Source organism: Pseudomonas syringae, from assembly GCF_021605415.1.
Taxonomy (GTDB): domain Bacteria; phylum Pseudomonadota; class Gammaproteobacteria; order Pseudomonadales; family Pseudomonadaceae; genus Aquipseudomonas; species Aquipseudomonas syringae_S.
In genome coordinates, this window is sequence record NZ_WKEQ01000004.1 from 122,494 (window position 1) to 149,153 (window position 26,660).

A 26,660-nucleotide genomic window follows, 5' to 3' on the forward strand; every position below is an offset into this window, starting at 1 on the left:
TGTTCAGATTTGTGTGAATAAAAAGAATGGAGTTGTACCGATGAAAATGTTTGGCAGGACTCTGCTGACACTGTCCTTAATGGGCGCGATCGCCACCGGCGTCCAAGCCAACGACAACGTGCTGCGCGTTTACAACTGGTCTGATTACATCGCCCCGGACACCGTCAAGAAGTTCGAAGACGAGACCGGCATCCGTGTGACTTACGACGTCTTCGACAGCAACGAAACCCTCGAAGCACGCCTGCTCGCGGGCAAATCCGGCTACGACCTGGTCGTGCCGTCCAACAGCTTCCTGGCCAAGCAGATCAAGGCCGGCGTCTACCAGACCCTGGACAAGTCCAAACTGCCGAACTGGAAGAATCTCAACCCGGTGTTGCTGAAAAACGCCGCTGCCAGTGATCCGGACAACGCTCACGCGTTCCCGTACATGTGGGGCTCGATCGGCATCGGTTACAACCCGGACAAGGTCAAGGAAGTGCTCGGCAGCAACGCCCCGACCCATTCCTGGGACTTGCTGTTCAAACCGGAAAACGCCGAAAAACTCAAAGCCTGCGGTATCAGCTTTCTCGATTCACCGACCGAAATGCTCCCGGCCGCCCTGCACTACCTGGGCTATCCGGTGAACGACAAGGACAAGGATCACATCGCCGAGGCCGAAGCGCTGTTCATGAAGATTCGCCCGTCGGTGGCGTACTTCCATTCGTCCAAGTACATCTCCGATCTGGCCAACGGCAACATTTGCGTGGCCGTCGGTTACTCCGGCGACGTGTTGCAGGCCAAGGCCCGCGCGGTGGAATCGGGCAACAACGTGAAGATCGACTACAGCATTCCCAAGGAAGGCGCCGGCAGCTTCTACGACATGGTTGCCATCCCGCGCGATGCGGCGAACGTCGACAACGCCTACCTGTTCATGGATTTCCTGATGCGCCCGGACATCATCGCCGAAGTCACCAACAGCGTCGGCTACAGCAACGCCAACGAAGCCGCGACACCGCTGGTGGACGAAGCCATTCGCAACGATCCGGGTTCGTACCCGACACAAGCGGTGATGGCGACGTTGTATGCGATTCCGGATCAGCCGATCGCCACCCAACGGATCATGACCCGGGGCTGGACGCGAGTAAAACTCGGCAAATAGCCCCCCGACGATAGCTCTCATGCAGCGTGATGATCGTTCCCACGGAGATGATCAGCGTAAAGATTTTCCGTTCACGCAGCGCCTTACCACCGCTGCAGCTCACTAAGAACGGCTCACTTGGCTCCCTCGGCTCAGGTGAATTCTGGCGCCCTCGGGCGCCTTTTTTTGTCGCTCAGATTAGCGGCCATTGCGCGAGTGCGCGGTAACGGCCCTTATGAGACTCAAACAGCACAAACCGCTCGGCCCGCAGAAAGAACTCCGGGGGCGCCGGCGATTCCGGCTCCGGCGCGCGAAAATCGCGGGCCAGCGTCAGGTGCGGTCGATACTCGCGCGTGACCTCTTCAAACCCGAACGGCAACATCGCTTGCTCCAGCGCATACACCAGACGCAGCAAACCCGGTGGCGGCTGCTCCGGTGCCAGCGACAACACGCCCGCACGGTGCCAGACCTGCAAGCGATCCAGGGAAATCTTCAGCACTTCGCCCGACGTGCGCACGTTGGCAGCGGCTTCGCAGACCTGGGCAATCTGCGCGATAGGCACAGCGCCAAGAAACAGCAGCGTCAGATGAAAATTGTCGGCGGGCACCGCTTTGCCCGTGCGCAAACGCAGATCACTGCGCCACTCGGCAATTGCCTTGCGCTGCGCCGGCGGGCAGTCGAGGGCGAAGAACAGCCGTTTGACCGGTTGGCCCGCGCGGATGTCGTCCGTCATGACCGTGCTCCTTTTCGGTTGATCATCAGCCGATTCTACACAGCCTTTTCTGGCGACCTGCGCGACGCGCGTTATAGTTCAAGCATTGCCATCAACGGGAGCACGCCATGCGCGAGATCCTTAGCAAAGAGCCGTGGTGGGCCCGACCGCCGCATCCCGGTCAGGACGAAACCGAGCTGGAGTGGGGCTGGCTGGTGCATTACAGCGAAGGCGAGCCGCGTTTCGAATTCGTTCGGGAACGGCCGACGGACGCGCAGATTCGCGGGCGCAAAGGGTGCCGGATGACGCCATCCGCCGAATGATTGTCCCTGTAGGGGTCCGAGTTTAAGCCTCAAGGATGATATTGAAACCGCCAAACACCATCCGCTGGCCATCGAACGGCATCGGATTGGCGTCGGGCTGCATGCGCGGGTCTTCCATCATTTTTGCCATGCCGGCATCGCGGGTGGTTTTGTCCGGCCAGATCAGCCAGCCAAACGCGACGGTTTCGTCCGGCTTGAGTTTGACGGCCAGCGGAAACGAGGTGATTTTGCCGTCCGGCACATCATCGCCCCAGCATTCCACGACGCTCAGGGCGCCGTTTTCCTTGAAGATCCGGGCCGCGACTTCGGCGTGTTGCTGGTACTGTTCGCGATTGGCGGTGGGCACTGGTGCGATAAAACCATCGACGTAAGGCATGGTCATTCTCCTGTGGGGTTTGGGTCGTTCTGTTGAATAGTCGATGGCGGCGGCTGCCACTCGACAGACTCAGTACCCAACCCGACCGACGGCTCATCCCGGGCGCGCAGACTGCCCTCGACCTGCCCCGCCATGTGCAGCGTGCCGGCCATGACCCCGGTGGTCGGGTTTTGCAGCAGTTTCACCCAGGCCTTGTCGAAGGTGTTGCCCAAGCTGCTGCGGATCAGCGCTTCGCTGTCGGGACGGTCATTGGCCTGGATGATCGCGCGAATGCCCACCACACCCACCGAAATCAACGCCCCGGCGAGTTTTCCCGCTGCTGCCGCTACCGCACTGGCGGCACCGCGCGGGGCCATTTCCGCTTCCATGCGCTGGCTGGCGCGTTTGGCCACCGGCGCCATCGCGGTGTCCGTCGAGCTGACACCTTTGGCGCCGCCGTCGGTGTGGATTTTGTCGATCAATGCCGCGTAGGCCGGCAACGTGTTGAGTGGCTCAGTGCTGGTGACTTTGAACAGCGAAGCATCCCGAGCGGGCGGCGGGCCAAGGGCGATGGCCGGGACTTTTTGCAACCGTCCGTTGAGTTGGGCAATCGGCACGCCGTGGCGCCGGGCGATGAGTGGCATTTGCTGGGCCATCAACTGCGCATAGAACGCGGTGGACTGGCCGAGGATGGCGTCGGGGTCGATCTCCACCGCCACCGGCGCCAGCACCCTTTCCTGATATTGCTCAAGCAGATACGCCGCCAGACGATTGGCCGAGGCATCCTTTTCGCCACTGGCACTGATCGTGTACCAACTGACCTTCATCGACAGCCATTCCTGGGTCCAATAGCTGCTGAACCACGGGATGAAATTTTCTTCAGTTTGCTCATAGACGCGAGTGCGCCAATGTTCCATTGAGCCGCGCGCGTAAAGTTTGACCTGCTCGGTGGCTTGTTGCGATGCGCTGAGGATCTCCCGGTCGATCTGCTGCCAGGTCTCCGGCGATACCACCACCGCTTTGGCCACCGTCACCGGGGCCCGCGCCGACGTGGCACAGCCGGCCAGCAACAGCATGGCGGCGAGGAACAGCGCACGCAGGTTCACGATGACGGTGTCCTTCACTGGACTCCGGCGGGATGCGCGGAGAGTTTGGGGGATAGCGAATTTGAGTATAGGAGTGTCGGACAGATATGGCGGTGGAGGTGATGGCCTCTTCGCGGGCAAGCCCCCTTGTGGGAGCCGGGCTTGCTCGCGAAGAGGCCCGCCAATCCACAAAACAACTCAACCATCACTCACATCGATATTCACCATCGCAACGATCATCTTCCTCATCAAAACCAGCACGTGCAGGATGAGCCCCATGCAGAACGAGGAGTCCACATCATGAATCACACCATTACCCTGTCCGTCCGATTCCCGGTGTTCGGCAGCAATTATTACGATCAGCAACCCGTGTCACGCAAAGCGCAAGCGCTAGTGTTCAACGAAGATTTCGAAGCGTTGTTGATGCCCGCCGCCGACCATCACTTCAACAACGAAGTGGTTGGCCTCAACGATCAGTTCCGTTTCCTGAGCGATATTCTCGCCACCCACTTGCTGGATCTCGAGGCCTCGATGCCTGCGCGCTCCCGCGTCCGGGCGAGCGCTCACTTTTAATTCCCTGCGGTGATCGTTCCCACGCTCCGCGTGGGAACGCAGCCCGGGACGCTCCGCGTTCCACTAAACACAACGCGGAGCCCGAGCCCGTCACTCGTCAATCATCATCCCGATCCCGGTGATAACGACGGCCATCGCGCCGATCATCATCGCGGTCATTCCAGCGTCGATCGTGATTGTCATAACGCCCATGATCGCGGTCGTAGTGCCGGCCATGACGATGGTCATCATCAAAGTCCGCCACACACCCACCCAAGAGCACAGCAGCGGAAACGGTCATCAGCAATGTTGTAACGCGCTTCATTCAAAACTTCCCTAAAACCAAGGTCATGACGACGGAAACGGCCGCCCGCTGCCCTCGCCTTTAAGGCGCGGTGCGCGGAGCCGCAGTTCAGACCGGACAAAAGCTGTTTGATTCACCCGCCGAAGACCGTTTATCGCCTCGCCGCGCTCAGGCAAACAGCGGCGCAATGCCACCTATACTGCTTGCAACCTGCCCCGCCCGGGGCATCTGCACGTCCAACAATAAAAAGCAGAGGTGGAACATGGTCTGGCAGCAAATTTACGACCCGTTCGGCAATCCGGTGATCTCCACGCTCATGGCCGCCGTCCCGGTGGTGGTGATGCTCGCGGCCCTCGCGTTTTTCCATGTCAAAGCTCACCTGGCGGCCTTAATGGCGCTGGCGTCGGCGTTGCTGATCTCGATTTTCGCCTTCGGCATGCCGGCGATGATGGCCGGTTCCGCCGCGTTGTTCGGTGCAGCGAACGGTTTGCTGCCGATTGGCTGGATCGTGCTCAACATCATTTTTCTTCATCGCCTGACCACCGAGAACGGTTCGTTCAAAGTGCTGCAGGATTCCCTCGCGCGCATCACCGATGACCGACGCCTGCAATTGCTGCTGATCGCCTTCTGCTTCGGTGCATTCTTTGAAGGCGCGGCGGGGTTTGGTACGCCGGTGGCGGTGACCGGCGCCATTCTTATCGGCCTCGGTTTCTCGCCATTGGCGGCCTCCGGTCTGGCGTTGATCGCCAACACCGCACCCGTTGCCTTCGGCGCGCTGGGTACGCCGATCATTACGCTTGCAAAGGTGACAGGGCTGGATGAAATGGAGCTGTCGATGATGGTCGGTCGGCAACTGCCGTTCTTCTCGGTGCTGGTGCCGTTCTGGCTGATCTGGGCGTTCGCCGGGTGGCGCAAGATGCTGGAGATCTGGCCGGCGATTCTGGTGGCCGGCGTCAGCTTCGCGGTGCCGCAATTTGTCGTGTCGAACTACCACGGCCCGATGCTGGTGGACGTGATCGCCGCGCTGATTTCCATGGCTTGCCTGACCCTGTTCCTCAAGGTCTGGAAACCGGCGACCGTTCACACCTCGGCGGCGTTGTCGGGGCGCGTCGACAATTCAAAAGTCGACGAAGAACAGATCAACGCCACCGCCGTGTTCAGCGATCAGGCCCGCCCGGCCGTGATCCGCGCATGGATGCCGTGGATCATCCTCACCGTGTTCGTGTTTGCCTGGGGTACGCAGGGTTTCAAGAACATGTTTGACACCCGCGTCGCGATGGATCCGGCTACTTCCTCGGCCAGACTTGATCCGCAGGGCAAGCCTGTTCGTGAGGCCAATCCGTTGTTCGCGCCGGCCGTGACCTTCACCACGCTGCACCTGCAGATCGAAAAAGTGCCGCCGGTGGTGGCAGCGCCGAAAGCCGAAGAAGCGGTGTACAAGTTCACTTGGTTCACCGCCACCGGCAGCGGCATCCTGTTCGCGGCAATAGTCGGCGGCTTGCTAATGGGCTATTCGATTCCGCAGCTGATCAAGCAATATTTGCGAACCCTGTGGGTAGTACGGTTTTCGCTGATTACGATTGCGGCGATGCTCGCGCTCGGATTTCTCACGCGCTATTCCGGACTTGACGCGACGATGGGCCTGGCCTTCGCCGCGACCGGAATTTTCTACCCCATGTTCGGCACGCTGCTCGGTTGGCTCGGCGTGGCGCTGACCGGTTCCGACACCGCATCCAACGTGTTGTTCGGCGGCTTGCAACGGGTCACGTCCGAGCAACTCGGCATCAGCCCGGTGCTGATGGCGGCGGCCAACAGCTCCGGTGGCGTGATGGGCAAAATGGTCGACGCGCAATCCATCGTCGTCGCCTCCACCGCCACCCGCTGGTATGGGCACGAAGGCGAGATTCTGCGTTACGTGTTCTTCCATTCCATCGTGCTGGCAATTCTCGTTGGCGGACTGGTCACGTTGCAGGCGTACGTGCCGCCGTTCACCAAAATGGTTGTGGGACATTGATCGTCTGATGCAACCCCTCCTCGCGACGATGCCGCTGGATGTCACCACCGTGTAGGAACTGCCGCAGGCTGCGGCAGCTCCTGCACGGGATTAACAGCTCCCACAGGGTGAACCTCACACCCAATTCATGAATCTTGCGCATAACTCTATAGCGAAAATCCGCAAAAACCTTTTCCTCTCTTCGACGGTCACTCCTAAAACGAGACTGGCTGACACGCCGGCGTGCCCGAGCGGGTCGTTCGAAACCTGCCGCCCTGATTGAGGAATTGAACCCATGGACAACCGTGAGCCTATAACGTTTACCCGACGCAGATTTTTGATCCTCGGAGCCATCACCGCTGGAGCCTTCGCTATGCCGCCGTTTATCAGCCTGAAAGCCTACGCCGCCAGCCTGGCCCAACCTGTGAGCGCCAAAGTCGCGCTTACGGTGAACGGCAAGGCACAGGAGCTGGACGTCGACACGCGCACCACCCTGCTCGACGCCCTGCGCGAGCACTTGCATCTGACCGGCAGCAAAAAAGGCTGTGACCACGGCCAGTGCGGCGCCTGTACGGTGATCGCCGATGGTCGGCGGATCAACAGTTGCCTGAGCCTGGCGGTGATGAATGAAGGCGCCGAGATCACCACCATCGAAGGCCTCGGCATGCCCGACAAGCTGCATCCGATGCAAGCCGCGTTCATCAAGCACGACGGCTACCAATGTGGTTATTGCACGCCCGGGCAAATCTGCTCGGCGGTGGCGGTGCTCAAGGAAATTCGCGACGGCATTCCCAGCCATGTCAGCCCCAGCCTGACCGAATCGCCGAAACTGATTGCCGCCGAATTGCAGGAACGCATGAGCGGCAACATCTGCCGCTGCGGCGCCTACTCCAACATCATCGAAGCCATCAGCGAAGTCGCGGAGGTGCCGGCATGAGACCGTTCGATTACAGCCGTCCCGACACCGTCGCTGCCGCCGCCCAGGCCGCGCAGAGCGAAGGCGCGAAGTTCATTGCCGGCGGCACCAACCTGCTCGATTTGATGAAGCTCGACATCGAAACACCGCTGCATCTGATCGATGTCAATCACCTGGGACTCGACAAAATCGAAGCCACGCCTGACGGCGGCTTGCGCATCGGCGCTCTGGTGCGCAACACCGACCTGGCCGCCGATGATCGTGTGCGCAAAGACTACGGTTTGCTATCGCGCGCCTTGCTTGCCGGTGCCTCGGGACAATTGCGCAACATGGCGACCACTGCCGGCAACCTGCTGCAGCGCACGCGCTGCCCGTACTTCTACGACACCCATCAAGCCTGTAACAAACGCAATCCCGGCAGCGGCTGCTCGGCCATTGGCGGCGTGACGCGGCAATTGGGGATTATCGGCGTCAGCGATGCGTGCATCGCCACGCACCCGAGCGACATGGCGATTGCCATGCGCGCCCTCGATGCGCAGATCGAGACTGTCAAAGCCGACGGCAGCACCCGCAGCATCGCCATGGCTGATTTTCATCAGTTGCCCGGCACGACGCCGAACATCGAAACCCGCCTGACGGCCGGCGAACTGATCACCGCCGTGACTTTGCCGGCGCCGGTTGGCGGCGTGCACGTTTATCACAAGGTGCGCGACCGCTCTTCCTACGCATTTGCATTGGTGTCGGTCGGTTTGATCCTGCAAAAGGACGGCAGTGGACGCGTCGCCGTCGGCGGCATCGCGCCGAAACCGTGGCGCATCGAAGAGGCTGACGCCTTGCTGCCCAAAGGCGCCAAAGCCGTCAGCGATCGTCTGCTCGACGGCGCTACACCGAGCCATGACAACCAATTCAAACTGACGCTGGTCGAGCGCACGCTCGCTTCAGTGCTGGCGCAAGCGAGGGACAACGCATGAAATTCGACACGCCCGCCACCACCAACCCCATCGATCAGCTCAAGGTTGTCGGCAAGCCCACCGAGCGCATTGAAGGCCCACTGAAAACCACGGGCCAGGCGCCTTACGCCTATGAGCACCACGAAGCAGTCGCGCAACAGGCCTACGGCTACATGGTCGGCTCGGCCATCGCCAAGGGTCGCATCGCCAGCATCAATCTTGAAGCGGCAAAAGCCGCGCCCGGCGTGCTGAGCATCGTCACCGCCGAAAATGCCGGCAAGCTTGGCAAAGGCAAATACAACGCCGCGCATCTGTTGGCCGGGCCTGACGTGCAGCACTATGAACAGGCCGTGGCATTGGTGGTCGCCGAAACCTTTGAACAAGCCCGCGCGGCTGCGCAAATGGTCAAGGTCGATTACGTCACCGACAAGGGCGAGTTCGATCTGGCCAGTGTCCGCGACAAGGGCGTCGAGCCCAAAGATGAACTGCCGGATGCCCGCCATGGTGACTTTGAAAAGGCATTCGCCAGCGCCCCGGTGCAGTTCGACGAGACCTACACCACGCCCGATCAATCCCACGCGATGATGGAACCGCACGCCACACTGGCCGCCTGGAAAGGCGATCAACTGACCCTGTGGACGTCGAACCAGATGATCGCCTGGAGCGTCGGCGACGTCGCGACGACCCTCGGCCTGCCCAAGGAAAAAGTCCGTTTGATCTCGCCGTACATCGGCGGCGGATTCGGCGGCAAGTTGTTCGTGCGCGCCGATGCCATCCTTGCCGCACTCGGCTCACGCATGGCCAACCGGCCGGTGAAAGTGGCGCTGGCACGCCCACAAGTCGCCAACAACACGACTCACCGCCCCGCCACCATTCAGCGCATCCGCATGGGCGCGACGGCGGACGGCAAACTCACGGCCATTGCCCACGAAGGCTGGTCGGGTAACCTTGCCGAGGGCAAAGTCGAACTTGCCGCGCAACCGAGCCAATTGTTGTATGCCGCCGAAAATCGGCTGGTCAGCATGCGTCTGTCGCCGTTGGATCTGCCGGAAGGCAACGCCATGCGCGCACCCGGCGAGGCTCCGGGGATGATGGCGCTGGAAATTGCCATGGACGAAATGGCCGAGAAACTCAAACTCGACCCGATTCAGTTCCGCATCCTCAACGACACTCAGGTTGATCCGATCAAGACTGAGCGGCCGTTCTCCAAACGCCAGTTGATCGAATGCTTGAAGACCGGCGCCGAACGCTTCGGCTGGGATAAACGCCATGCCGAGCCGGGCACGCAACGGGAAGGACGCTGGCTGATCGGCATGGGCGTAGCGACAGCGTTTCGCAACAATCTGTTGGTCAAGTCCGGGGCGCGGGTTCGACTGGAAAAGGACGGCAAGGTCACCGTAGAAACCGACATGACCGACATCGGCACCGGCAGCTACACCATCATCGGCCAGACCGCCGCCGAGGTGATGGGCGTGAGCCTGGACGATGTGGTCGTGCGTCTGGGCGATTCGAGTTTTCCGGTGTCGTCGGGCTCCGGCGGGCAATTCGGCGGCAACTGTTCGACCGCCGGCGTTTATGCGGCGTGCATGAAGCTGCGGGAAACCGTTGCAACAAAACTGGGCATGACTGAAGGCGAAATCACCTTCGCTGACGGCCAAGTGCATGCCGGCAGCAAAAGCATGCCACTGCGCGACGCGGCCCGGGATGGCGCGGTAACCGCCGAGGACAGCATTGAGTTTGGTGACTTGGCGGAAAAATATCAGCAGTCGACATTCGGCGCGCACTTCGTCGAAGTCGCGGTGGATGCCGCCACCGGAGAAATCCGCGTGCGGCGCATGCTGGCAGTGTGCGCGGCCGGGCGAATCATCAACCCGACGTCCGCGCGCAGTCAGGTGATCGGGGCGATGACCATGGGCGTCGGAGCGGCGTTGATGGAAGAGTTGGCGGTGGACAAACGCCTTGGGTTTTTCGTCAATCACGATCTCGCCGGGTATGAAGTACCGGTGCATGCCGACATTCCCCATCAGGACGTTATTTTCCTGGATGAAACCGACCCGATTTCGTCGCCGATGAAAGCCAAGGGTGTCGGCGAACTGGGGATTTGCGGCGTCAGTGCGGCGGTGGCGAATGCGATCTATAACGCTACCGGGGCACGGGTTCGCGAGTACCCGGTGACGCTGGACAAGATCCTCGAATCGTTGCCGGCGATGATATGAGGGCAAAACGCCCGGCCAGGATGGTCTGACCGGGCGCTGAAATGAAGTGTTATTCCAACCGTCGGATACTGCGCCTCGCTGACCTGCTCCATCAGTCACGCGTGGCTCTGACTTTACCTTCGCGCACTCTTTTGATGATCGACTAGAATTCGAAAAAACTTATGCAGGTTACTCATCAATGCTCCGTGAAAACGCCACCGACCTGCTCGCTTTCCTCGCCGTTGCGCGAGAGCGCAGTTTTACCAAAGCCGCCGCCAAACTCGGCGTATCGCAATCGGCGCTCAGCCACACCATCCGCAGCCTCGAAACTCGCCTCGGCCTGCGCCTGCTGACGCGCACGACCCGCAGCGTCTCCCCCACCGAAGCCGGCGAGCATTTGTTGCAAACCATCGGCCCGCGCTTCGAAGAGATCGAACTGGAACTCGCCGCCCTGAGCAATCTGCGCGAAACCCCTGCCGGCAAGATCCGCATCAGCGCCACCGATCACTCGCTCGACTGGCTGCTGCGCCCCGTGCTCAAAACGTTCTTGCACCAATACCCGGACATCGCCGTGGAGGTCTGCTGCGATTACGGGTTTGTGGACATTGCCGGGCAAGGGTTCGATGCCGGCATCCGCCTCGGTGAGGATGTCGCGCAAGGCATGATCGCCACCCGCATCGGCCCGGACATGCGCATGGCGGTGGTCGGTTCGCCCGACTATTTCGCCAGGCGCCCTGCCCCGCAAACGCCCCGCGACCTGACCAACCACGCCTGCAATAACCTGCGGTTGCCGACCAATGGCGGCCTGTACACCTGGGAGTTCGAAAAGGACGAAGAACGCCTCAACGTACGCGTTTCCGGACAAGTCATTCTCAACGGCGTGTACCCCCTGCTCGATGCCGCGCTGGACGGTTTCGGCCTGAGTTACATTCCGGAAAACATCGTCGCGCCGTACCTCAGCGACGGACGTCTGGTGCAAGTATTGGAAGACTGGTGCCCCACGTTCTCGGGATATCACCTTTACTACCCGAGCCGACGTCAGGCAGCGCCGGCCTTTGCATTGCTGCTGGAAGCACTACGCTATCGTCAATGACGGCCCCCTGCAGCAGTTCCTACAGGGGACATTTACGTGAACAGGAGACTCGCCATGACCCGACTCACCGCCAAAGACTTCGCCCCGGAACTGCTCGAACTTTACGACCACTACGCCCACGGCAAGATCAACCGCCGTGAGTTTCTCGACCGCGCGGCGCTGTTCACCTTTGGCGGACTCACAGCGGGTGCCCTGCTCGCCAGTCTCAGCCCGAACTATGCGCTGGCCGAGCAAGTGGCGTTCACCGACCCGGAGATTGTCGCCGAGTACGTCACGTACCCGTCACCCAAGGGCCACGGCGAGGTGCGCGGCTACCTCGTGCGCCCGGCGAAGGCCAGCGGCAAAGGCCCGGCGGTGGTGGTCGTGCACGAGAATCGTGGGCTCAATCCCTACATCGAAGACGTCGCCCGGCGATTGGCCAAGGCAGGTTTCATCGCCCTCGCCCCGGACGGTTTGACCTCGGTTGGCGGCTATCCAGGCAACGACGACAAGGGTCGCGACCTGCAGGCGAAGGTCGATCCGACAAAATTCATGAACGATTTCTTCGCCGCCGTCGAATGGTTGATGCAGCACGACGGCGTCAGCAAAGTCGGCATCACCGGTTTCTGTTACGGCGGTGGCGTGGCGAATGCCGCCGCGGTGGCCTACCCGGAACTGGGCGCGGCTGTGTCATTTTATGGCCGGCAACCGGAAGCCAAGGATGTGCCCCGCATCAAGGCGCCGGTGATGCTGCATTTCGGCGAACTCGACACGCGGATCAACGAAGGCTGGCCGGCCTATGAGCAAGCCTTGAAAGCCGCGAATAAAACCTACGAAGCGCACATCTATCCCGGCGCCAACCACGGTTTCCATAACGACTCGACGCCGCGCTATGACGAAGCCGCGGCGCAGTTGGCGTGGGATCGGACGCTGGGGTGGTTTCGCAAGTACCTGGCCTGACAGCCGGCCGCCGTCTCAACCTCGCGACGGTGCCACCACTGCCTGCCGCCCATTGAACGCCAGCAAAAAGCAGGCAAACACCGCGAGGGCGAAACCCGCCGGGAACAGCCAGATGCTGCGCCAGTCGTGCACGCCCGCATCAGCGTAATGATCGGTCACCTGCCCGGCCACCCAAAAGCCGATCAACATGCCAACACCATAAGTCGCGAGCGTGATCAGGCCTTGGGCCGAACTGCGAAAACGCTCGGACGCCTTGGCGTCGGTGTAGATCTGCCCCGACACGAAGAAAAAGTCGTAGCAGATACCGTGCAATGCGATGCCGGTGAACAGCATGAACGCCAGATCACCGTTGTTGCCATAAGCGAACAACGCGTAGCGCAACGCCCACGCCAGCATGCCCACCAACAACGTCAACTTGATACCGAAACGCTGGATGAACAGCGGTAGCAGCAACATGAACAGCACTTCGGAGACCTGTCCGATGGCCATTTTCGCGGTCGGGTTGGTCATGCCGATTTCGGCGAGAAACGGGTTGGCGTTCTGGTAATAAAACGCCAGCGGGATGCAGATCAGGATGGAGGCGATGAAGAACACCAGGTAGCTGCGATCCTTGAGCAAGCCCAAAGCATCCAACCCAAGCATTTGCTTGAAACCGACACTGCCGGACTCGCGTTTCAGTGGCGCGGTGGCCGGCAGAGTAAAGCTGTAAAGACCCAGCAGCAGCGACGCGATGGCCGCCATCAAAAAGGTGTTGCGCAACGCACCGTCGGCGATGGACGCCGTGGAATCCCAAGCGAACACGAAACTGATGACCAGGCCCGCAATGATCCAACCCACCGTGCCCCACACGCGGATTCGCGAAAACTCCAGCGCCGGGTCGCGCATTTGCCGGAACGCCACTGAGTTCACCAAAGCGAGCGTCGGCATGTAGATCACCATGTAGGCCAGCACGAACGGATAGAACGCCGCAAAATCCGCCGCGCTGTACAACCGATACAGCAGCGCCGCGCCCAGCAGGTGCAGCACGGCGAGAATGCGTTCGGCGTTGAACCAGCGGTCGGCGATGAGCCCGATCACGAACGGCGCGATGATCGCGCCCCAGGACTGGGTCGAGAACGCCATGCCGATCTGCCCGCCGCTGGCGCCCAGATTGCTCGTCAGAAACGTGCCGAGGGTCACGAACCAGCCGCCCCAGATAAAGAACTGCAAAAACATCATCACGCTCAGGCGTGCGTTCATCGTGGTCATTTCAGTCACCGTTTTATTGTTGTTGTGGCTAACCGTGAAGCGGTTTTCTTCAGCTGTCGCCGAGGCCGAGAAGACGCCGGTTGGATTGTCGATCCGAGGTCACGCCAGCGAAGTCATCGAACGCCTTGGTGGCCTTGTCGATCATGTGCCGCTCGATGAACGACGCGCCTTCAGCCGCTCCTTGCGCCGCGTCCTTGAGGCAGCATTCCCACTCCAGCACCGCCCAGCCGTCGTAGTCGTATTGAGTGAGCTTGCTGAAAATGGCCTTGAAATCGATCTGCCCGTCACCGAGGGAACGGAAGCGTCCGGGTCGGTCTACCCAGCCTTGATAACCGCCGTAAACGCCGGATCGAGCATCCGGACGGAACTCGGCGTCCTTGACGTGAAACATGCGGATGCGCGCGTGATAACGATCGATGAAGCCGAGGTAGTCCATTTGTTGCAGCAGCAGATGGCTCGGGTCGTAGAGAATCGCCGCACGGGGATGCTGATCGACCGCTTCCAGAAACCGCTCAAATGAGGCGCCGTCGTGGAGGTCTTCGCCGGGGTGGATTTCAAAACACAGGTCGACACCGGCCTCGTCGAAGGCATCGAGGATCGGCAACCAGCGTCGGCCCAGTTCAGCGAACCCCTCCTCGACCAGTCCCGCCGGACGTTGCGGCCATGGGTAAACGTATGGCCACAGCAGCGCTCCGGAAAACGTCGCGTGGGCCGTGAGTCCGAGGCGCTGGCTGGCGCGGGCGGCCAGTTTCAGTTGCTCGATCGCCCACTCGGTGCGTGCCTGAGGCTGGCCGCGCAAATGCTCAGGAGCGAAGTCATCGAACAGCGCGTCGAACGCCGGATGCACCGCCACCAGTTGGCCTTGCAGGTGCGTGGATAATTCGCTGATTTGCACCCCGGCCCGAGCGCACACGGCAGTCAGTTCGTCGCAGTAATCCTGGGACTCGGCAGCCCGCGCCAGATCGATGTAGCGAGTGCCGAGGGTGGGCAGCTGGATCGCCTTGTAACCCTGGGACGCGGCCCATTGAGCGATGTTGCAGAGGTTGTCGAACGGCGCTTCTTCGCTGATGAATTGAGCAAGAAAGATCGCCGGGCCGCGCAGGCCTTTGTCATGTTCAGTCATGGAAATGGGCTCCGGATTCATGGTGTGATCGCCGTCCACTTAGCGTCGCCGCGATGGTTGGCAATCGCTGCTTCGATGAAGGCCATGCCGCGTAGACCCACTTCGATACCGGGCACGCCGGGGGCGTCATGACCGCCGACATCGCCGCGAATCGCTTGGGCGAAATCGCCGTAGAGGTTGGCCATGGCTTCCAGATAACCCTCCGGATGCCCGGCGGGCAGGCGCATGCGTTGCGTCGCGGCGGCGCACAGCCACGGCTGGCCGAGGCCGGAACGAAGGATTTGCAGCGGTTGGTCGAGGGATCGATGGATCAGGCTCGCGGGGTCTTCCTGGCGCCATTCCAGGCCGCCCTTGTCGCCATAGAGGCGAATCTTCAGCGGATTCTCTTCGCCGGCACAGACCTGGCTCGCCAGCAGCACGCCGGTGGCGCCCTTGGCGAGTTTGATCAGCATCGCCGCGTCGTCATCCAGTTGTCGGCCGGGAACATGCACGCCGAGGCTGGCGCTGATCTGCTCGATGGTTTGGTCGGCGATAAATTCAGCGAGGGAAAACGCGTGGGTGCCGATGTCGCCGAGGCAGCCGCCCGGGCCCGAGAATTCCAGACGGTCACGCCATTCGGCTTGCTTGTTGCCCTCGCCCGCCACGTCGCGGCTGAGCCAGCCTTGCGGGTATTCGACGATGACTTTGCGCACGTCGCCGATCACGCCTCTGCGCACCATGTCCCGCGCCTGCCACACCATCGGATAACCGAGGTAGGTGTGGGCGAGGCCATAGAGTCGGCCGCTGTTTTGAGCGACGGTTTGCAATTCGATCAGCTCGGCGAGACTCAAGGCTGCCGGTTTCTCTGAAAAAACGTGAAAGCCTGCGCTCAGTGCCCGACCGGCAATCGGTGCGTGCAAATGATTGGGCGTGACGATCACCAGCAGCTGCATGCGCTGTTCGGCGGGCAATGCCTGCTCGGCTTCAAGCAATTGTTGCCAGTTGCTGTAGCATCGCGATTCGGCCAGACCGAGGGCGGCGCCCGTCTCGCGATTGTTGAGCGGATCGCGGCTGAAGGCGCCGCACACCAGTTCAAAGCCGCCATCGAGGCCGGCAGCCTGACGGTGGGCCTGACCGATAAATGCGCCAGCACCGCCGCCGACCATGCCCATTCTTATTTTCGTTGCCGTATGCATTGCGAGCCTTTTTTTAATTGAGGAGCAAGTCCAGGTTCTACGGGCGATGTAACCGGTTACATCATGGCGCAAATCTAGGCCCGTGATCGCCATGTGTCAAACGCCGTCCGGCAGTTTGTGTGAAGGCGCTGCTGAGGTAAGCTCGCGGCCTGCTTTCCCGTCAACGAGGTGATCGTGTCCAACATCCGCGAAGTGGCGCGCCTGGCCGGCGTGTCGGTGGCCACGGTGTCGCGCACCCTGCGCTCGCCGGAACGCGTGCTGCCCGAGACCCGCGACAAGGTCAACGCCGCCGTGCAACAAGCCGGTTATCGTCCGAACCTGATGGCCGTGCAGTTTCGTTCGCGCAAAACCGGCAACCTGGTGATTCTGGTGCCGGCGATTGCCAATACGTTCTTCGCCCGGGTCATCAGCGGCGCCCAGCAAGCGGCGCAGGCGGCCGGGTATCGCTTGCTGCTGTGCGACACACAGGGCGACGAGGCCATTGAACGCGAGTTTGCCGAACTGGTTTATGCCCATCAGGCCGACGGCGTCATCCAGTTGCGCGCCAGCGATCCGTTCGAAAACCTGGGGCCGGGTGTCGAACCGCCACCGCTGGTCAACGCCTGCGAGGTGATGAAAGACACGCGCCATCCGACAATCAGCCTGGATAATCGCGCCGCCGCCAGAGCCATGACCGAGCACTTGATTGCCCTCGGCCATCGCCGCATTGGGCTGATCAAGGGGCCGCAAAGCAGTCCGCTGACTCAGGACCGGGTTGCCGGTTATGAAGACGCCTTACGCGCAGCCCATCTGCCCGGCGACGCCGAGCTTATTTGCCATGGCGACTTCACGCTCAAGGCCGGTGACGAGGGCGCAGCGACGATGCTCGCCCTGCGTGATCGACCCACGGCGCTGTTCTGTGAAAACGATGAAATGGCCATCGGTGCGTTGCACCGGATCAAACAACTGGGTTTACGCGTGCCACAGGACGTGTCACTGGTGGGTTTCGACGACATCCCGTTCGCCGCTTACTGCGACCCGCCGTTGACGACCATCGCCCAACCGGCGGAAACCTTCGGTGAACTGGCCGTGCAGATGCTCATTGGGCTGATCGAAGGTCAATCGCTGGATGAACGTCAGCGGGTATTGCCCTTTGAGCTGACCGTGCGCCAGAGCAGTGCCCCGCCGGCGGCCTAATCCAACAATGCAATCAACTGATGACGCTGGGCATCGGTCAACATCGGCCCGAACCCGGCCCTGGCGTTGTCAGCCATGTAGCGCGGGTTGCCGGTGCCCGGGATCACGCAGTTCACTGCCGGGTGCGCGAGCAGAAATTTCAATGCCAGTTGCGGCCAACTGTTCACCTGCACATCGGACGCCCAGCCCGGCAGCGGTTTGCCCTTGAGGCGCGCAAGCAATCCGCCGCCGCCGAATGGCCGATTGCAAATCACCGCCACGCCTCGCTCGCGGCACAGCGGCAGGATGCGTTTTTCCACGCCGCGATCATCAAGTGCGTAGTTGATTTGCAGGAAGTCGAGTTTTTCGGCTTTCAGCACGGCTTCGACTTCGTCGTAGGCCGACGGCGTGTAATGGGTGATGCCGATGTAGCGGATGCGGCCCTGCTCTTTCCATTCGCGCAGGGTCGGCAAGTGGGTTTTCCAGTCCAGCAGGTTGTGAATCTGCATCAAGTCGATGCGGTCGGTGCGCAGCAGGCTGAACGACTGCTCCATCTGCGCGATACCTTCCTCGCGCCCGCGCGTCCAGACCTTGGTGGCGAGAAACGCCGGGGAACGCGGCTCATGGATCGACAGCAGCTCGCCGGTGGTTTCTTCCGCGCGGCCGTACATCGGGGAGCTGTCGACCACGGTGCCGCCCTTGCGGAATAACTCGTCGAGCACTGCCGGCAGTTGTTTATAAGCCGGATCGCCAGGGGCGACATCGAAGCCGCGATAAGTACCCAGGCCCACCAGCGGCAACGGTTCGGTGCTCGACGGAATGTCGCGGGTCTGCATGGTCTGGCCTCCGGGGGCGGTCGACGCCGGCGTGGTGGCCAGCGCCCGGTTCAAGGTGACGATCGCCGAAACCCCGGCAGCCAGGGCGAGCAGTCGACGACGGGAGTAACCTTCAGTGTGGCTCACGCTTGATCCTCTGCTGCGTTGATCTGTTGCATGCTGTGTTCACACAATGGCGCAGCGTCGTGAACTACACTGCGACACTCCTGCGGCGGCCATCACGGCCGCGCGCCCCGTTAAAGTTAGTCGAATGTCACGAACCCTGGTGTCACTCGTCGCATTGATCGTCGCCGTGTACCTGGCGCTGTGCGTGGCGCTGTTCTTTTTTCAGCGTTCACTGATCTATTTTCCGCAGCCTGCAAGCCTCGACTCTCCGGAATCACGGCTGACGCTTTTGATGCCCGACGCTGAAATTCGCGTGACCACGCGCGAGCACGCCGGATCGAAGGCGCTAATCTATTTCGGCGGTAATGCCGAGGACGTCTCGCGCAATCTGCCGGAATTTTCCGAGGCCTTTTCCGGGTACGCGATATATCTGATGCACTACCGGGGTTTTGGCGGCAGTGGTGGTTCGCCCTCAGAAGAAGCGATTGCCCGGGATGCGTTGGCGCTGTTCGATCAGGTGTATGCCAGCAACCCGCAGATTGCCGTGATCGGCCGCAGCCTCGGCTCGGGTGTCGCGGTGCGCCTGGCCAGTCAGCGTCCGGCCTCGCAGTTGATTCTGATCACGCCGTACGACAGCCTCGAAGAACTCGCGGTACGGCAATATCCGTGGGCGCCGGTGAAGTGGCTGCTCAAGGATCGCTTCGAGTCCGGCAAATACGCAGCGCATGTTCGTGTACCGACATTGCTGCTGGCGGCGAGTGACGATGAAGTGATTGCGCGAGAAAGCAGCAACCGGTTGCTCGGCAGTTTTCCCGATGGCGTGGCGACGCTCAAAGTGGTGCCGGATTCGGGGCATAACTCGATATCCGAGCGGGCGCAGTATCTGGAATGGATGGGAGATGTATTGAATCGCTAAATGAGGATGTTGCTACCGGCCTCATCGCTGGCAGGCCAGCTCCCACTGGTTTCGCCCTGCCCCCAAGCTCCTACAGTGGATTACCGGTGGACGCGAAACCCGCAAGCATGACCAAACCCTGTGGGAGCCTGGCTTGCCAGCGAAGAGGCCCGCCTGGTCACCATCACCTCAACTGACTGAACACTTTGTCGGCCCAGACGCAAAACTTTCGCCCTTCGTGAACCAAGTCCACAAAGCCCAGTCCTACTCGCGCCGTGTTCTGCGGCGAATCCCCTATTAGCGTTGCACTCCTCAGAGCTGTCCGCCCCATGCGCCACGCCGTTCGTTCGTCTCGCCTCGTTTCGCTGTGCCTGTTGATCCTGTCTGCCTCGCTCGCCCCGCCCGCCCATGCCGGTGCGGATCGGGAACTGGTGGCCGCCATCAATGACTTTCGTGCCCATCCACGGGGCTGCAATCGGCAACCGGCGAAGCGTCTGGCGCCACTGGCATTGAAAACAAATCTGGCGCTGCCGGTCGGCTACGGTGGCGGACTGCGTGAGGCATTGAAGTCATCGGGATACGCGGCGGTGTCGGTGCGCAGCATTCGTGTCATCGGGGCACGGGATGCCGAAGAGGCCTTCGACATGCTGCAAGAGGATCATTGCAGCGCCTTGCTCGACGGCCAATATGCCGACATTGGCGTGAGCCGTGCGCGCAGCGAATGGCAAGTGGTGCTGGCGCGGCCTGTGCTCGACAGCCGCACTGGCGACAACCGCAGCGTTGCCAAGGCTTTGCTCGCCGAGGTCAACGCCGCCCGCGCCAGGCCGAGAATGTGTGGTCGCCAGCGCTTCGCCGCCGCACGCCCGTTGACCTGGAACGCCGCCCTCGGTGCCGCCGCTCAAAGGCACAGCAAAGCCATGGCTTACGGCAACTACTTTGCCCACCGCGATCCCGATGGCAACATGCCGGCCGATCGCGCTCGTGCGGCCGGTTACCGGGGACGGCAAATTGGTGAAAACATCGCCGCCGGGCAAAGCTCACCAAGCAAGGCCATGAGCGGCTGGCTGGCGAGCCCCGGACATTGTGCCAACCTGATGAACCCCATGTTCCGCCAGGTCGGTGCCGGGTTTGCCAGTGATGCGCGCAGCGACAACGGGGTTTATTGGACGATGGTGTTCGGGGGGCAATGATCGTTGCACGCTGCATTAGCAGGCGCTGCGACCCGGCGGCAGCTGTTTGCCAGACTTTGCGGGTTGCCCGGCGGTTCCCAATGGGATACAACCATGGCAGTTGTACGATGACTTAATAATAACGATGCGACCTCAGGTATGAGGCGCCCTTGAATTGAGACTCTGCCATGTCCCGCCTTACTGCTTCGCCCGACACACCCGCGCCGTTCCCGCGTCATCTCGCCGTGCTGATTTTGCTGTGCATGGGTTGCGCCTTTGCCGGCAACCACATTGCCGCGCGCGTGGCCTTCGATGATGGCGCCGGGGTGCTGCTGGCGATTTTGATGCGTTCCGGCGGCACGTTGCTGGTGCTCGCGGTGCTGGTGGTGTGGCAGCGGCAAAGTTTGCGGTTGCCGCCGGGGGCGTGGCGCTGGCAGTTGTTGTTGGGGTTACTGATTGCCACGCAGAGCCTCTGCCTTTATTCGGCGGTCGCCCGGGTGCCGGTGGCGCTGGCGTTGCTGGTGGGCAACGTGTTTCCGATCCTGCTGGCGCTGCTGACGTGGGCGCTGGGTGGCCCGCGTCCAACCGCACGCACGGCGACGCTGATGGGCGTGATTTTGTTGGGTCTGGTGTTTGTGCTGGATGTGCCGGGGCGCTTGTCCAGCAGCGCCGACGTCGGGCCCGAATGGTTGCTCGGCGTTGCCCTCGCCTTCTGCGCCGCCAGTGTCTTCGCCGGCGCCTTGTGGATCACCGATCACAAGTTGTCTCAAGTGCGCGGTTCGGTGCGCAGTCTGATGACGATCTTCATTGTCTTCAGCAGCATCAACGTGGCGGGAATGGCCGACGTGCTGCCGGGCGGACTCGACCTCCCGGCAACCCGTACCGGTTGGCTCGCGCTGGCAACGTTGGTGGTGCTTTACGGCACCGGTTTCATCGTGTTGTTCGTTTCCGTCCCGCGCCTGGACATGCCGCGCAACGCACCGGTAATGAATATCGAACCGTTGGCGACCTTGTTGATTGGCTGGATCGTTCTCGACCAAATGCTCAGCCCCGGTCAGGTGTTCGGCGGCGCGATTGTGGTGACGGGGATTGTGCTCTTGACGTACCGCAAGGCCGAGCGTGAATCAGTTGAACGGTCAAGTGTGAAGGCGCAGCAACCGCAGGAATGAAATGACGGTCGCCGCCCTGACAGCAGGCCGGCGACCTTGATTCTTTACACCGGAGAGATCGTGGCAAGTATGCCGATCCCGATGGTCAAGATTAGAAATCCACCCAGAAAAAACGCCATCTTCGCCATACAGGCCTCCTCAACAGTTTGCGGTGCACCAGACGCTTCGGAATGAAAGATCGCCGCAGGTGACCGAAAGACCGGCGCATTGTGGGCTGATGGCTGATCTCGTGACAGATGCAGATTGTTTCGAAAAATACGGATCAGAAAAAACCGGACGCCTATACCCCGGCATTCAGCGCGACACACCAGCCTGCCTTTTCACCTTCATTGATCTAAAGTCTTCGCCATTGCCAAAACAACAAAAACCCAGGTACTGCCCATGTCCGACCTCAACCTGCACCCCAACAGCGCTGAAGCCCTGAGCCGCTGGCACGACATGATCCGCACCGGCGACCTCAAGGCGCTGCCCGAACTGCTCGACCCGCAAGCGATATTCCGCTCGCCCATGGCCCACACGCCCTACCCCGGCGCCCATGTGGTCAGCATGATCCTCAATACGGTTTTCAATGTGTTCGAAGACTTCCAATACCATCGAGAACTGGCGACGGCGGACGGTTTGAACGTCGTCCTGGAGTTCAGCGCGAAGGTCGGCGAAAAACAACTGAAAGGCATCGACATGATCCGCTTCAACGAACAAGGAAAAATCGTCGAATTCGAAGTCATGGTGCGCCCGTTGAGCGGGCTGCAGGCGCTGGGCGAAGAAATGGGCAAACGCCTCGGCGCCTACCTGGCAAACACAAAGAACGCGTAGGAGCAGCCTGCGGCAGCTCCTACACAAGCAAATAAAAAGCCCACTGACCGTTGCCGGTTCAGTGGGCTTTTTCGTTTCAGGCTATTGGTTAGAGAGCCATATCACGCGAAGCGCTTTCCTTCGGTGCTTCAGCCTTTTCGGCCGTCGCAGTCGGCGCTACAACCTGACCAATCACCGGTGGCGTTGGCAGTTGCAGAACCTTGGCGGTGTACGCCCATTCTTCAGCCACTTTCGCCGGATCGTTGTTCAGCTGGGTGCCGTAGCTTGGGACGATCTGGTGCAGCTTGGATTGCCACTCAGGCGTTGCGACTTTGTCTTTGAAGACTTTCTGCAGCACGCTCAGCATGATCGGTGCAGCGGTCGACGCGCCTGGCGATGCGCCCAGCAGGCCGGCGATGGAGCCATCTTGCGAAGCGACGATTTCGGTGCCCAGTTTCAGCACGCCGCCGGCAGCTTCATCACGCTTGATGATCTGCACACGCTGGCCGGCTTGCCACAGGCGCCAGTCTTCGGCTTTGGCGTTCGGGAAGTATTCCTTCAGCGCGTTCATACGGTCTTCATCCGACAGCATCAGTTGGCCAGCAAGGTACTCGACCAGCGGGTATTCCTTGATGCCGACCTTGGTCATCGGCCAGATGTTGTGGGTGGTGGTGCTGGTCAGCAGATCCAGGTACGAACCTTCTTTCAGGAACTTGGTGCTGAAGGTCGCGAACGGGCCAAACAGGATGACGCGCTTGCCGTCCAGGACACGGGTGTCCAGGTGCGGCACGGACATTGGCGGAGAGCCCACCGACGCTTTACCGTAGGCCTTGGCCAAGTGTTGCTCGGCGATGGTCGGGTTTTCAGTCACGAGGAACGAACCACCCACCGGGAAGCCGCCATACTCCTTGGCTTCTGGAATGCCCGACTTCTGCAGCAGGTGCAGTGCACCACCGCCGGCGCCGATGAACACGAACTTGGCGTCGGTTTCAGTCTTGGTGCCGTCTTTCAGGTTTTTGTAGCTGACGCGCCAGGTGCCGTCTTCGTTCTTGGTGATGTCTTGCACTTCGCTCGACAGTTTCAAGTTGAAGTTAGGCTTGGTCTGCAGGTAACCGGCGAACTGGCGGGTGATTTCGCCGAAGTTCATGTCGGTGCCCAACGGACTCCAGGTGGCCGCGATTTTCTGGTTCGGGTCACGCCCTTCCATCATCAGCGGAACCCACTTCTTGATCACAGCCGGGTCTTCGGAGTACTGCATGCCGGCGAACAGCGGGCTCGCTTGCAGGGCTTCGTAGCGCTTTTTCAGGAACTTGATGTTGTCATCGCCCCACACAAAGCTCATGTGCGGCGTGGTGTTGATGAACGAGCGAGGGTTTTTCAGAACGCCCTGCTGAACCTGCCACGACCAGAACTGACGGGAGATCTGGAACGCTTCGTTGATTTCAACGGCTTTCGGGATCGACACTTTGCCGTTCTCGTCTTCCGGGGTGTAGTTCAGCTCGGCCAGCGCGGAGTGACCGGTACCGGCGTTGTTCCAGCCGTTTGAGCTTTCCAGCGCGACGCCGTCCAGACGCTCGACCATTTCCATCGACCAGTCCGGTTCCAGCTCATTGAGCCACACACCCAAAGTGGTGCTCATGATGCCGCCGCCGATCAACAGCACATCAACCTTCTTGGCGTCTTCCGCGTGCACGGACGACAGCCCCATCGACAAAGCCAGCCCCAGCAAGGCCGTGTTCACTTTCTTAAACATCTGTAGCACCTATGATAAAACGCCTTCCAACCGCCGCTGTTATCTGTGTGAGACGCCCTGGTTTGCAACGCTCAGGCTGGCATCGCGGACCCCTGCACACTTCAATATTGACGGGTGGGCACACAAGGCCGACGGGCAGCGCCGACCTCAGTTATATGTCCCTTCTGAACTGACTTCTTATCATTATTGGCTTCAGCTACTTGAGCGACAGTGATTCCGTCTGCCCGCGCGCAGGCAGGCAAACTGAATGAGGTCAAAACAAGTTGGCGCGCAGAATATCACGTCAGGACGCACCCGGGCGTCTGTTCCCGACCTGACAGTCTGTTTGCACCTGGCAACCTATCGGCCGTTATTCCTCGAACATGACTGCTAGCAATCGTTTTGGCTGAAACCTTTCAGTGGTATGGCCGCTATTGTCCTCTGCCTATCCCTGAAATATCCTGCTAAGTTGTACGACGACTGACAAACAAGTCATTCATCCAACTGATAACAACAAGGAAATTTCCATGAAAAACACCAGACTGTTGATCGGATTCATCTGCGCGTTCAGTGGCGCCGTCATCGCCGCCCCTGCCCCGGCTGAAAAGGATGTGGCCCAAGCGGTCGATCACCTGACGCAAGCGATGCTGCATAAAAACATCGCCGAGCTGAATGCGCTCACTGCAAACAATCTTACTTACGGCCACTCCAGCGGCAAAATCCAGGACAAGAAAGAATTCATCGCTGATATCGAAACCGGCCGCAGCGCTTTCAAGACGCTGGAAATGCAGAAACAAACCATTACCCTGTCTGGAGATACCGCGTTGGTTCGCCATCATTTCTCGGCGCAGGCGTTGAAAGGTACCGAGGTGATTCCGACGGAGATCGAGAACTTCCAGATCTGGCAGAAGCAGGATGGGAAGTGGCTGCTGGTGGGGCGTCAGGCGTTTAAATTCTGATTGATCAATAGCTCTGCCCTACGCGGGCAGAGCTATTGATCGTAGTCGCTTGAGTGCATCAAATCATCTCGATTGCCGGATCGCTATCGGGTGTCATCACACTTGGTAGCGGACAATCCAGCCGCCAACAATGCTCATGGAATCCGGCGTCCGAATCTCGCCACAAGCAGCGATCCGATCATCCTTCAATAGCGCCACATGCCGCAAAAACAGCGGCAACTCATCATCAAATACCGCATAGCCCTGACCGTTGAACAGCGGATCCAGACTGCCGTTCGCAAGATAACGAGCAGTCATGAATGCGTCACTTGAATTGATCAGGCGAATGCTGGAATAACCTGCAACTAGAATAGACCCGTCCGGCTTCGCGTCGCAGAACCTCCAATGTCCCCCGGCAGGTGCGAAATTAGATATCAGCGGTTTTCCATTATTGAATACAAGATTGAAGCTGCCACTGCTGTTCAGTACAACGATCGCGCCTAACATAACGCCCACTCGAGCGGCAGACCCTACGGCAATAATCGCACCGTCGTTTTTACGAATGGTCACTGCCTCCAATATGACCGAGTTTTCATGGGCAACGATGACAGGAGCGCCCTTGTTGAACTCGCCATCCAGGCGACCGGCTTCATCAAACCGGACAATAAAGCCGCGCTGAATAAACGGACTGCTGGTAATGAACCTGCCGCACGCCACTACTTTCCCGTCAGGCTGAGTTGCGACGCCCAGTCCATACACGCCGAATGTGGCGTCATCTTCAATATCAATGATCGCGAAACCATGATCGTTGAAGGTGTTGTCATTAGAGCCATCCGGATTGAAACGAAGTACGATTCCTTTAAACGTATCAATCTCTTCCATGTAGACGCTGGTTACAAAAACTATTTTGCCGTCCACTTGCTGCGCAACGTTGTGCCCTGAGCCAACCGGATTTCGCGCCATCATCCGGCGACGTTTCTGTGATCCAGCTTTGTCAGGCTGGCCCATTTCATCGTATGGAAGAAAACGCACCCCCTGTTCTCCGAATGACTCATCGAGTTGGCCATCCGCGCGGAATCGCACAAGCGCAAGGCCAGTCACATTGTCCGTTGCAAGATAGCTACCCGCTATTAACCATCCGCCATTGCTCAATGCAGAAAACGCGCTGATGAAATACATCTCGGCATTTTTCAAAGCAATGTCCAAGGCACCGCCATCACCAAATTGAGTATCGAGTGTGCCGTCCTCATTCAATCGCCAGATTCGTGCGGGCTCCTGGATCCATCCGACCGTGGCAACCAACAACTTTTTGTCGGGAAGTTCCAAAACTGATCTCACATCAAATTCAGGAAATCCCGGAAATGGCAGTCGAACGGCCCCTTGATTACCAAACGTTGGGTCGAGAGTACCGGGGGCTACATTCTTCTTGCTCATGACGTATCTCCATCAAGTGGCGGGATTTTCGATCGAATCCGCACCGCCAATGGAACACCCGAGGGAATAAAAGCGCACCTGTCAAACCTGACAGGTTGTGCTGTCCTTGCAGGTCAAATCGAGATCTTTTGAGGCCAGTTCTCGCCAACCTGTCCGTAGTTGCCTCTTCGCTGGCAAGCCAGGCTCCTACAAGGTTTGCTGTGTTTGCGAGGTTTGATTAACGACAATGAAACCTGTGTGAGTCTCCCACAGTGAGATCTTTAGCGGACGCAGGATCCGGTAACGGCCCAGAGCCCTGTGGGAGCTTGGCTTGCCAGCGAAGGCGCCAGCCCAGACACAATTGCACGCAAAGGCA

At 60.2% G+C, this 26,660-nt stretch carries 25 protein-coding genes; 15 read left to right on the forward strand and 10 right to left on the reverse strand.

Translation table 11 applies throughout. The features are described from left to right. Positions 1-40: 40 nt before the first annotated feature. The gene (locus tag GIW69_RS04170; protein WP_236480865.1) at positions 41-1,138 is read left to right on the forward strand and encodes a polyamine ABC transporter substrate-binding protein; all 1,098 of its coding nucleotides are present in this window, start codon (positions 41-43) and stop codon (positions 1,136-1,138) included. Between the two features lie 172 nt (positions 1,139-1,310). Here the strand turns inward: GIW69_RS04170 and thpR are convergent, their stop codons facing one another. Further along, positions 1,311-1,850, reverse strand: coding sequence for an RNA 2',3'-cyclic phosphodiesterase (gene thpR, locus GIW69_RS04175; protein WP_236480866.1), 540 nt, complete (start codon positions 1,848-1,850; stop codon positions 1,311-1,313). A 107-nt stretch (positions 1,851-1,957) separates the two neighbouring features. On the opposite strand from thpR, the gene GIW69_RS04180 reads away from it, so the two are divergent. Next, positions 1,958-2,152: a hypothetical protein gene (locus GIW69_RS04180; protein WP_236480867.1), complete on the forward strand. Its 195-nt coding sequence runs from the start codon at positions 1,958-1,960 to the stop codon at positions 2,150-2,152. A 22-nt stretch (positions 2,153-2,174) separates the two neighbouring features. On the opposite strand, the gene GIW69_RS04185 is transcribed toward GIW69_RS04180, so the two are convergent. After that, positions 2,175-2,528, reverse strand: coding sequence for a DUF1428 domain-containing protein (locus GIW69_RS04185; RefSeq protein ID WP_236480868.1), 354 nt, complete (start codon positions 2,526-2,528; stop codon positions 2,175-2,177). 2 nt (positions 2,529-2,530) lie between these two features. After that, a complete protein-coding gene (locus tag GIW69_RS04190; protein ID WP_236480964.1) occupies positions 2,531-3,613 on the reverse strand; it encodes a hypothetical protein in 1,083 nt (360 codons plus the stop codon). 279 nt (positions 3,614-3,892) lie between these two features. On the opposite strand from GIW69_RS04190, the gene GIW69_RS04195 reads away from it, so the two are divergent. Next, on the forward strand, positions 3,893-4,165 hold the full coding sequence (locus GIW69_RS04195) for a hypothetical protein (RefSeq protein WP_236480869.1): 273 nt from the start codon (positions 3,893-3,895) through the stop codon (positions 4,163-4,165). Positions 4,166-4,255: 90 nt separating this feature from the next. On the opposite strand, the gene GIW69_RS26345 is transcribed toward GIW69_RS04195, so the two are convergent. Next, positions 4,256-4,396 carry a hypothetical protein gene (locus GIW69_RS26345; RefSeq protein ID WP_496570895.1) on the reverse strand — a complete coding sequence of 47 codons (141 nt, stop codon included), beginning with the start codon at positions 4,394-4,396 and terminating at the stop codon, positions 4,256-4,258. 314 nt (positions 4,397-4,710) lie between these two features. On the opposite strand from GIW69_RS26345, the gene GIW69_RS04205 reads away from it, so the two are divergent. The 6 genes from GIW69_RS04205 to yghX all read left to right on the forward strand — a co-directional run bounded on the left by GIW69_RS04205 (position 4,711) and on the right by yghX (position 12,534). Continuing rightward, complete coding sequence (locus tag GIW69_RS04205) at positions 4,711-6,462, forward strand: L-lactate permease (RefSeq protein WP_236480871.1); 1,752 nt, start codon at positions 4,711-4,713, stop codon at positions 6,460-6,462. Positions 6,463-6,736: 274 nt separating this feature from the next. Further along, the gene (paoA, locus tag GIW69_RS04210; protein WP_268945461.1) at positions 6,737-7,378 is read left to right on the forward strand and encodes an aldehyde dehydrogenase iron-sulfur subunit PaoA; all 642 of its coding nucleotides are present in this window, start codon (positions 6,737-6,739) and stop codon (positions 7,376-7,378) included. Continuing rightward, complete coding sequence (locus GIW69_RS04215; protein ID WP_236480872.1) at positions 7,375-8,328, forward strand: FAD binding domain-containing protein; 954 nt, start codon at positions 7,375-7,377, stop codon at positions 8,326-8,328. Before paoA ends, GIW69_RS04215 begins: the two co-directional genes overlap by 4 nt. Continuing rightward, entirely contained in the window at positions 8,325-10,523 is a 2,199-nt protein-coding gene (gene paoC / locus GIW69_RS04220; RefSeq protein WP_236480873.1) for an aldehyde oxidoreductase molybdenum-binding subunit PaoC, read from the forward strand. Before GIW69_RS04215 ends, paoC begins: the two co-directional genes overlap by 4 nt. A 178-nt stretch (positions 10,524-10,701) precedes the next feature. Continuing rightward, on the forward strand, positions 10,702-11,595 hold the full coding sequence (locus GIW69_RS04225) for a LysR family transcriptional regulator (RefSeq protein WP_236480874.1): 894 nt from the start codon (positions 10,702-10,704) through the stop codon (positions 11,593-11,595). Between the two features lie 54 nt (positions 11,596-11,649). Further along, on the forward strand, positions 11,650-12,534 hold the full coding sequence (gene yghX, locus GIW69_RS04230) for a YghX family hydrolase (protein WP_236480875.1): 885 nt from the start codon (positions 11,650-11,652) through the stop codon (positions 12,532-12,534). A 15-nt stretch (positions 12,535-12,549) separates the two neighbouring features. On the opposite strand, the gene GIW69_RS04235 is transcribed toward yghX, so the two are convergent. From GIW69_RS04235 to GIW69_RS04245, 3 genes are read right to left on the reverse strand one after another with little or no spacing between them, the layout of a single operon-like run. After that, the gene (locus GIW69_RS04235; protein ID WP_236480876.1) at positions 12,550-13,782 is read right to left on the reverse strand and encodes a nucleoside permease; all 1,233 of its coding nucleotides are present in this window, start codon (positions 13,780-13,782) and stop codon (positions 12,550-12,552) included. Between the two features lie 49 nt (positions 13,783-13,831). After that, positions 13,832-14,926 carry a sugar phosphate isomerase/epimerase family protein gene (locus GIW69_RS04240; protein ID WP_236480877.1) on the reverse strand — a complete coding sequence of 365 codons (1,095 nt, stop codon included), beginning with the start codon at positions 14,924-14,926 and terminating at the stop codon, positions 13,832-13,834. Beyond that, positions 14,923-16,056 (reverse strand): Gfo/Idh/MocA family protein, encoded by a 1,134-nt coding sequence (locus GIW69_RS04245; protein ID WP_236480966.1) that lies wholly within the window; start codon positions 16,054-16,056, stop codon positions 14,923-14,925. The genes GIW69_RS04240 and GIW69_RS04245 overlap by 4 nt, the downstream gene beginning before the upstream one ends. Positions 16,057-16,254: 198 nt before the next feature. Between GIW69_RS04245 and GIW69_RS04250 the strand changes: the two genes are divergently transcribed. Continuing rightward, complete coding sequence (locus GIW69_RS04250) at positions 16,255-17,256, forward strand: LacI family DNA-binding transcriptional regulator (protein ID WP_236480878.1); 1,002 nt, start codon at positions 16,255-16,257, stop codon at positions 17,254-17,256. On the opposite strand, the gene GIW69_RS04255 is transcribed toward GIW69_RS04250, so the two are convergent. Next, positions 17,253-18,197 (reverse strand): aldo/keto reductase, encoded by a 945-nt coding sequence (locus tag GIW69_RS04255; RefSeq protein ID WP_236480879.1) that lies wholly within the window; start codon positions 18,195-18,197, stop codon positions 17,253-17,255. The genes GIW69_RS04250 and GIW69_RS04255 overlap by 4 nt on opposite strands. A gap of 124 nt (positions 18,198-18,321) precedes the next feature. Between GIW69_RS04255 and GIW69_RS04260 the strand changes: the two genes are divergently transcribed. The 4 genes from GIW69_RS04260 (at position 18,322) to GIW69_RS04275 (ending at position 22,222) form a co-directional block, all read left to right on the forward strand. Further along, the gene (locus GIW69_RS04260) at positions 18,322-19,092 is read left to right on the forward strand and encodes an alpha/beta fold hydrolase (protein WP_236480880.1); all 771 of its coding nucleotides are present in this window, start codon (positions 18,322-18,324) and stop codon (positions 19,090-19,092) included. A gap of 308 nt (positions 19,093-19,400) precedes the next feature. Beyond that, the gene (locus GIW69_RS04265) at positions 19,401-20,261 is read left to right on the forward strand and encodes a CAP domain-containing protein (RefSeq protein ID WP_236480881.1); all 861 of its coding nucleotides are present in this window, start codon (positions 19,401-19,403) and stop codon (positions 20,259-20,261) included. Positions 20,262-20,428: 167 nt separating this feature from the next. Beyond that, positions 20,429-21,409: a DMT family transporter gene (locus GIW69_RS04270; RefSeq protein ID WP_236480882.1), complete on the forward strand. Its 981-nt coding sequence runs from the start codon at positions 20,429-20,431 to the stop codon at positions 21,407-21,409. Positions 21,410-21,790: 381 nt separating this feature from the next. After that, positions 21,791-22,222 carry a nuclear transport factor 2 family protein gene (locus GIW69_RS04275; protein ID WP_236480883.1) on the forward strand — a complete coding sequence of 144 codons (432 nt, stop codon included), beginning with the start codon at positions 21,791-21,793 and terminating at the stop codon, positions 22,220-22,222. Positions 22,223-22,310: 88 nt separating this feature from the next. On the opposite strand, the gene mqo is transcribed toward GIW69_RS04275, so the two are convergent. After that, positions 22,311-23,954 carry a malate dehydrogenase (quinone) gene (mqo, locus tag GIW69_RS04280; RefSeq protein WP_236480884.1) on the reverse strand — a complete coding sequence of 548 codons (1,644 nt, stop codon included), beginning with the start codon at positions 23,952-23,954 and terminating at the stop codon, positions 22,311-22,313. A 506-nt stretch (positions 23,955-24,460) separates the two neighbouring features. Between mqo and GIW69_RS04285 the strand changes: the two genes are divergently transcribed. Further along, a complete protein-coding gene (locus GIW69_RS04285; protein WP_236480885.1) occupies positions 24,461-24,892 on the forward strand; it encodes a nuclear transport factor 2 family protein in 432 nt (143 codons plus the stop codon). A 96-nt stretch (positions 24,893-24,988) separates the two neighbouring features. Here GIW69_RS04285 and GIW69_RS04290 read toward each other — a convergent pair whose 3' ends face one another. After that, entirely contained in the window at positions 24,989-26,305 is a 1,317-nt protein-coding gene (locus GIW69_RS04290) for a hypothetical protein (RefSeq protein WP_236480886.1), read from the reverse strand. Positions 26,306-26,660 lie beyond the last annotated feature (355 nt).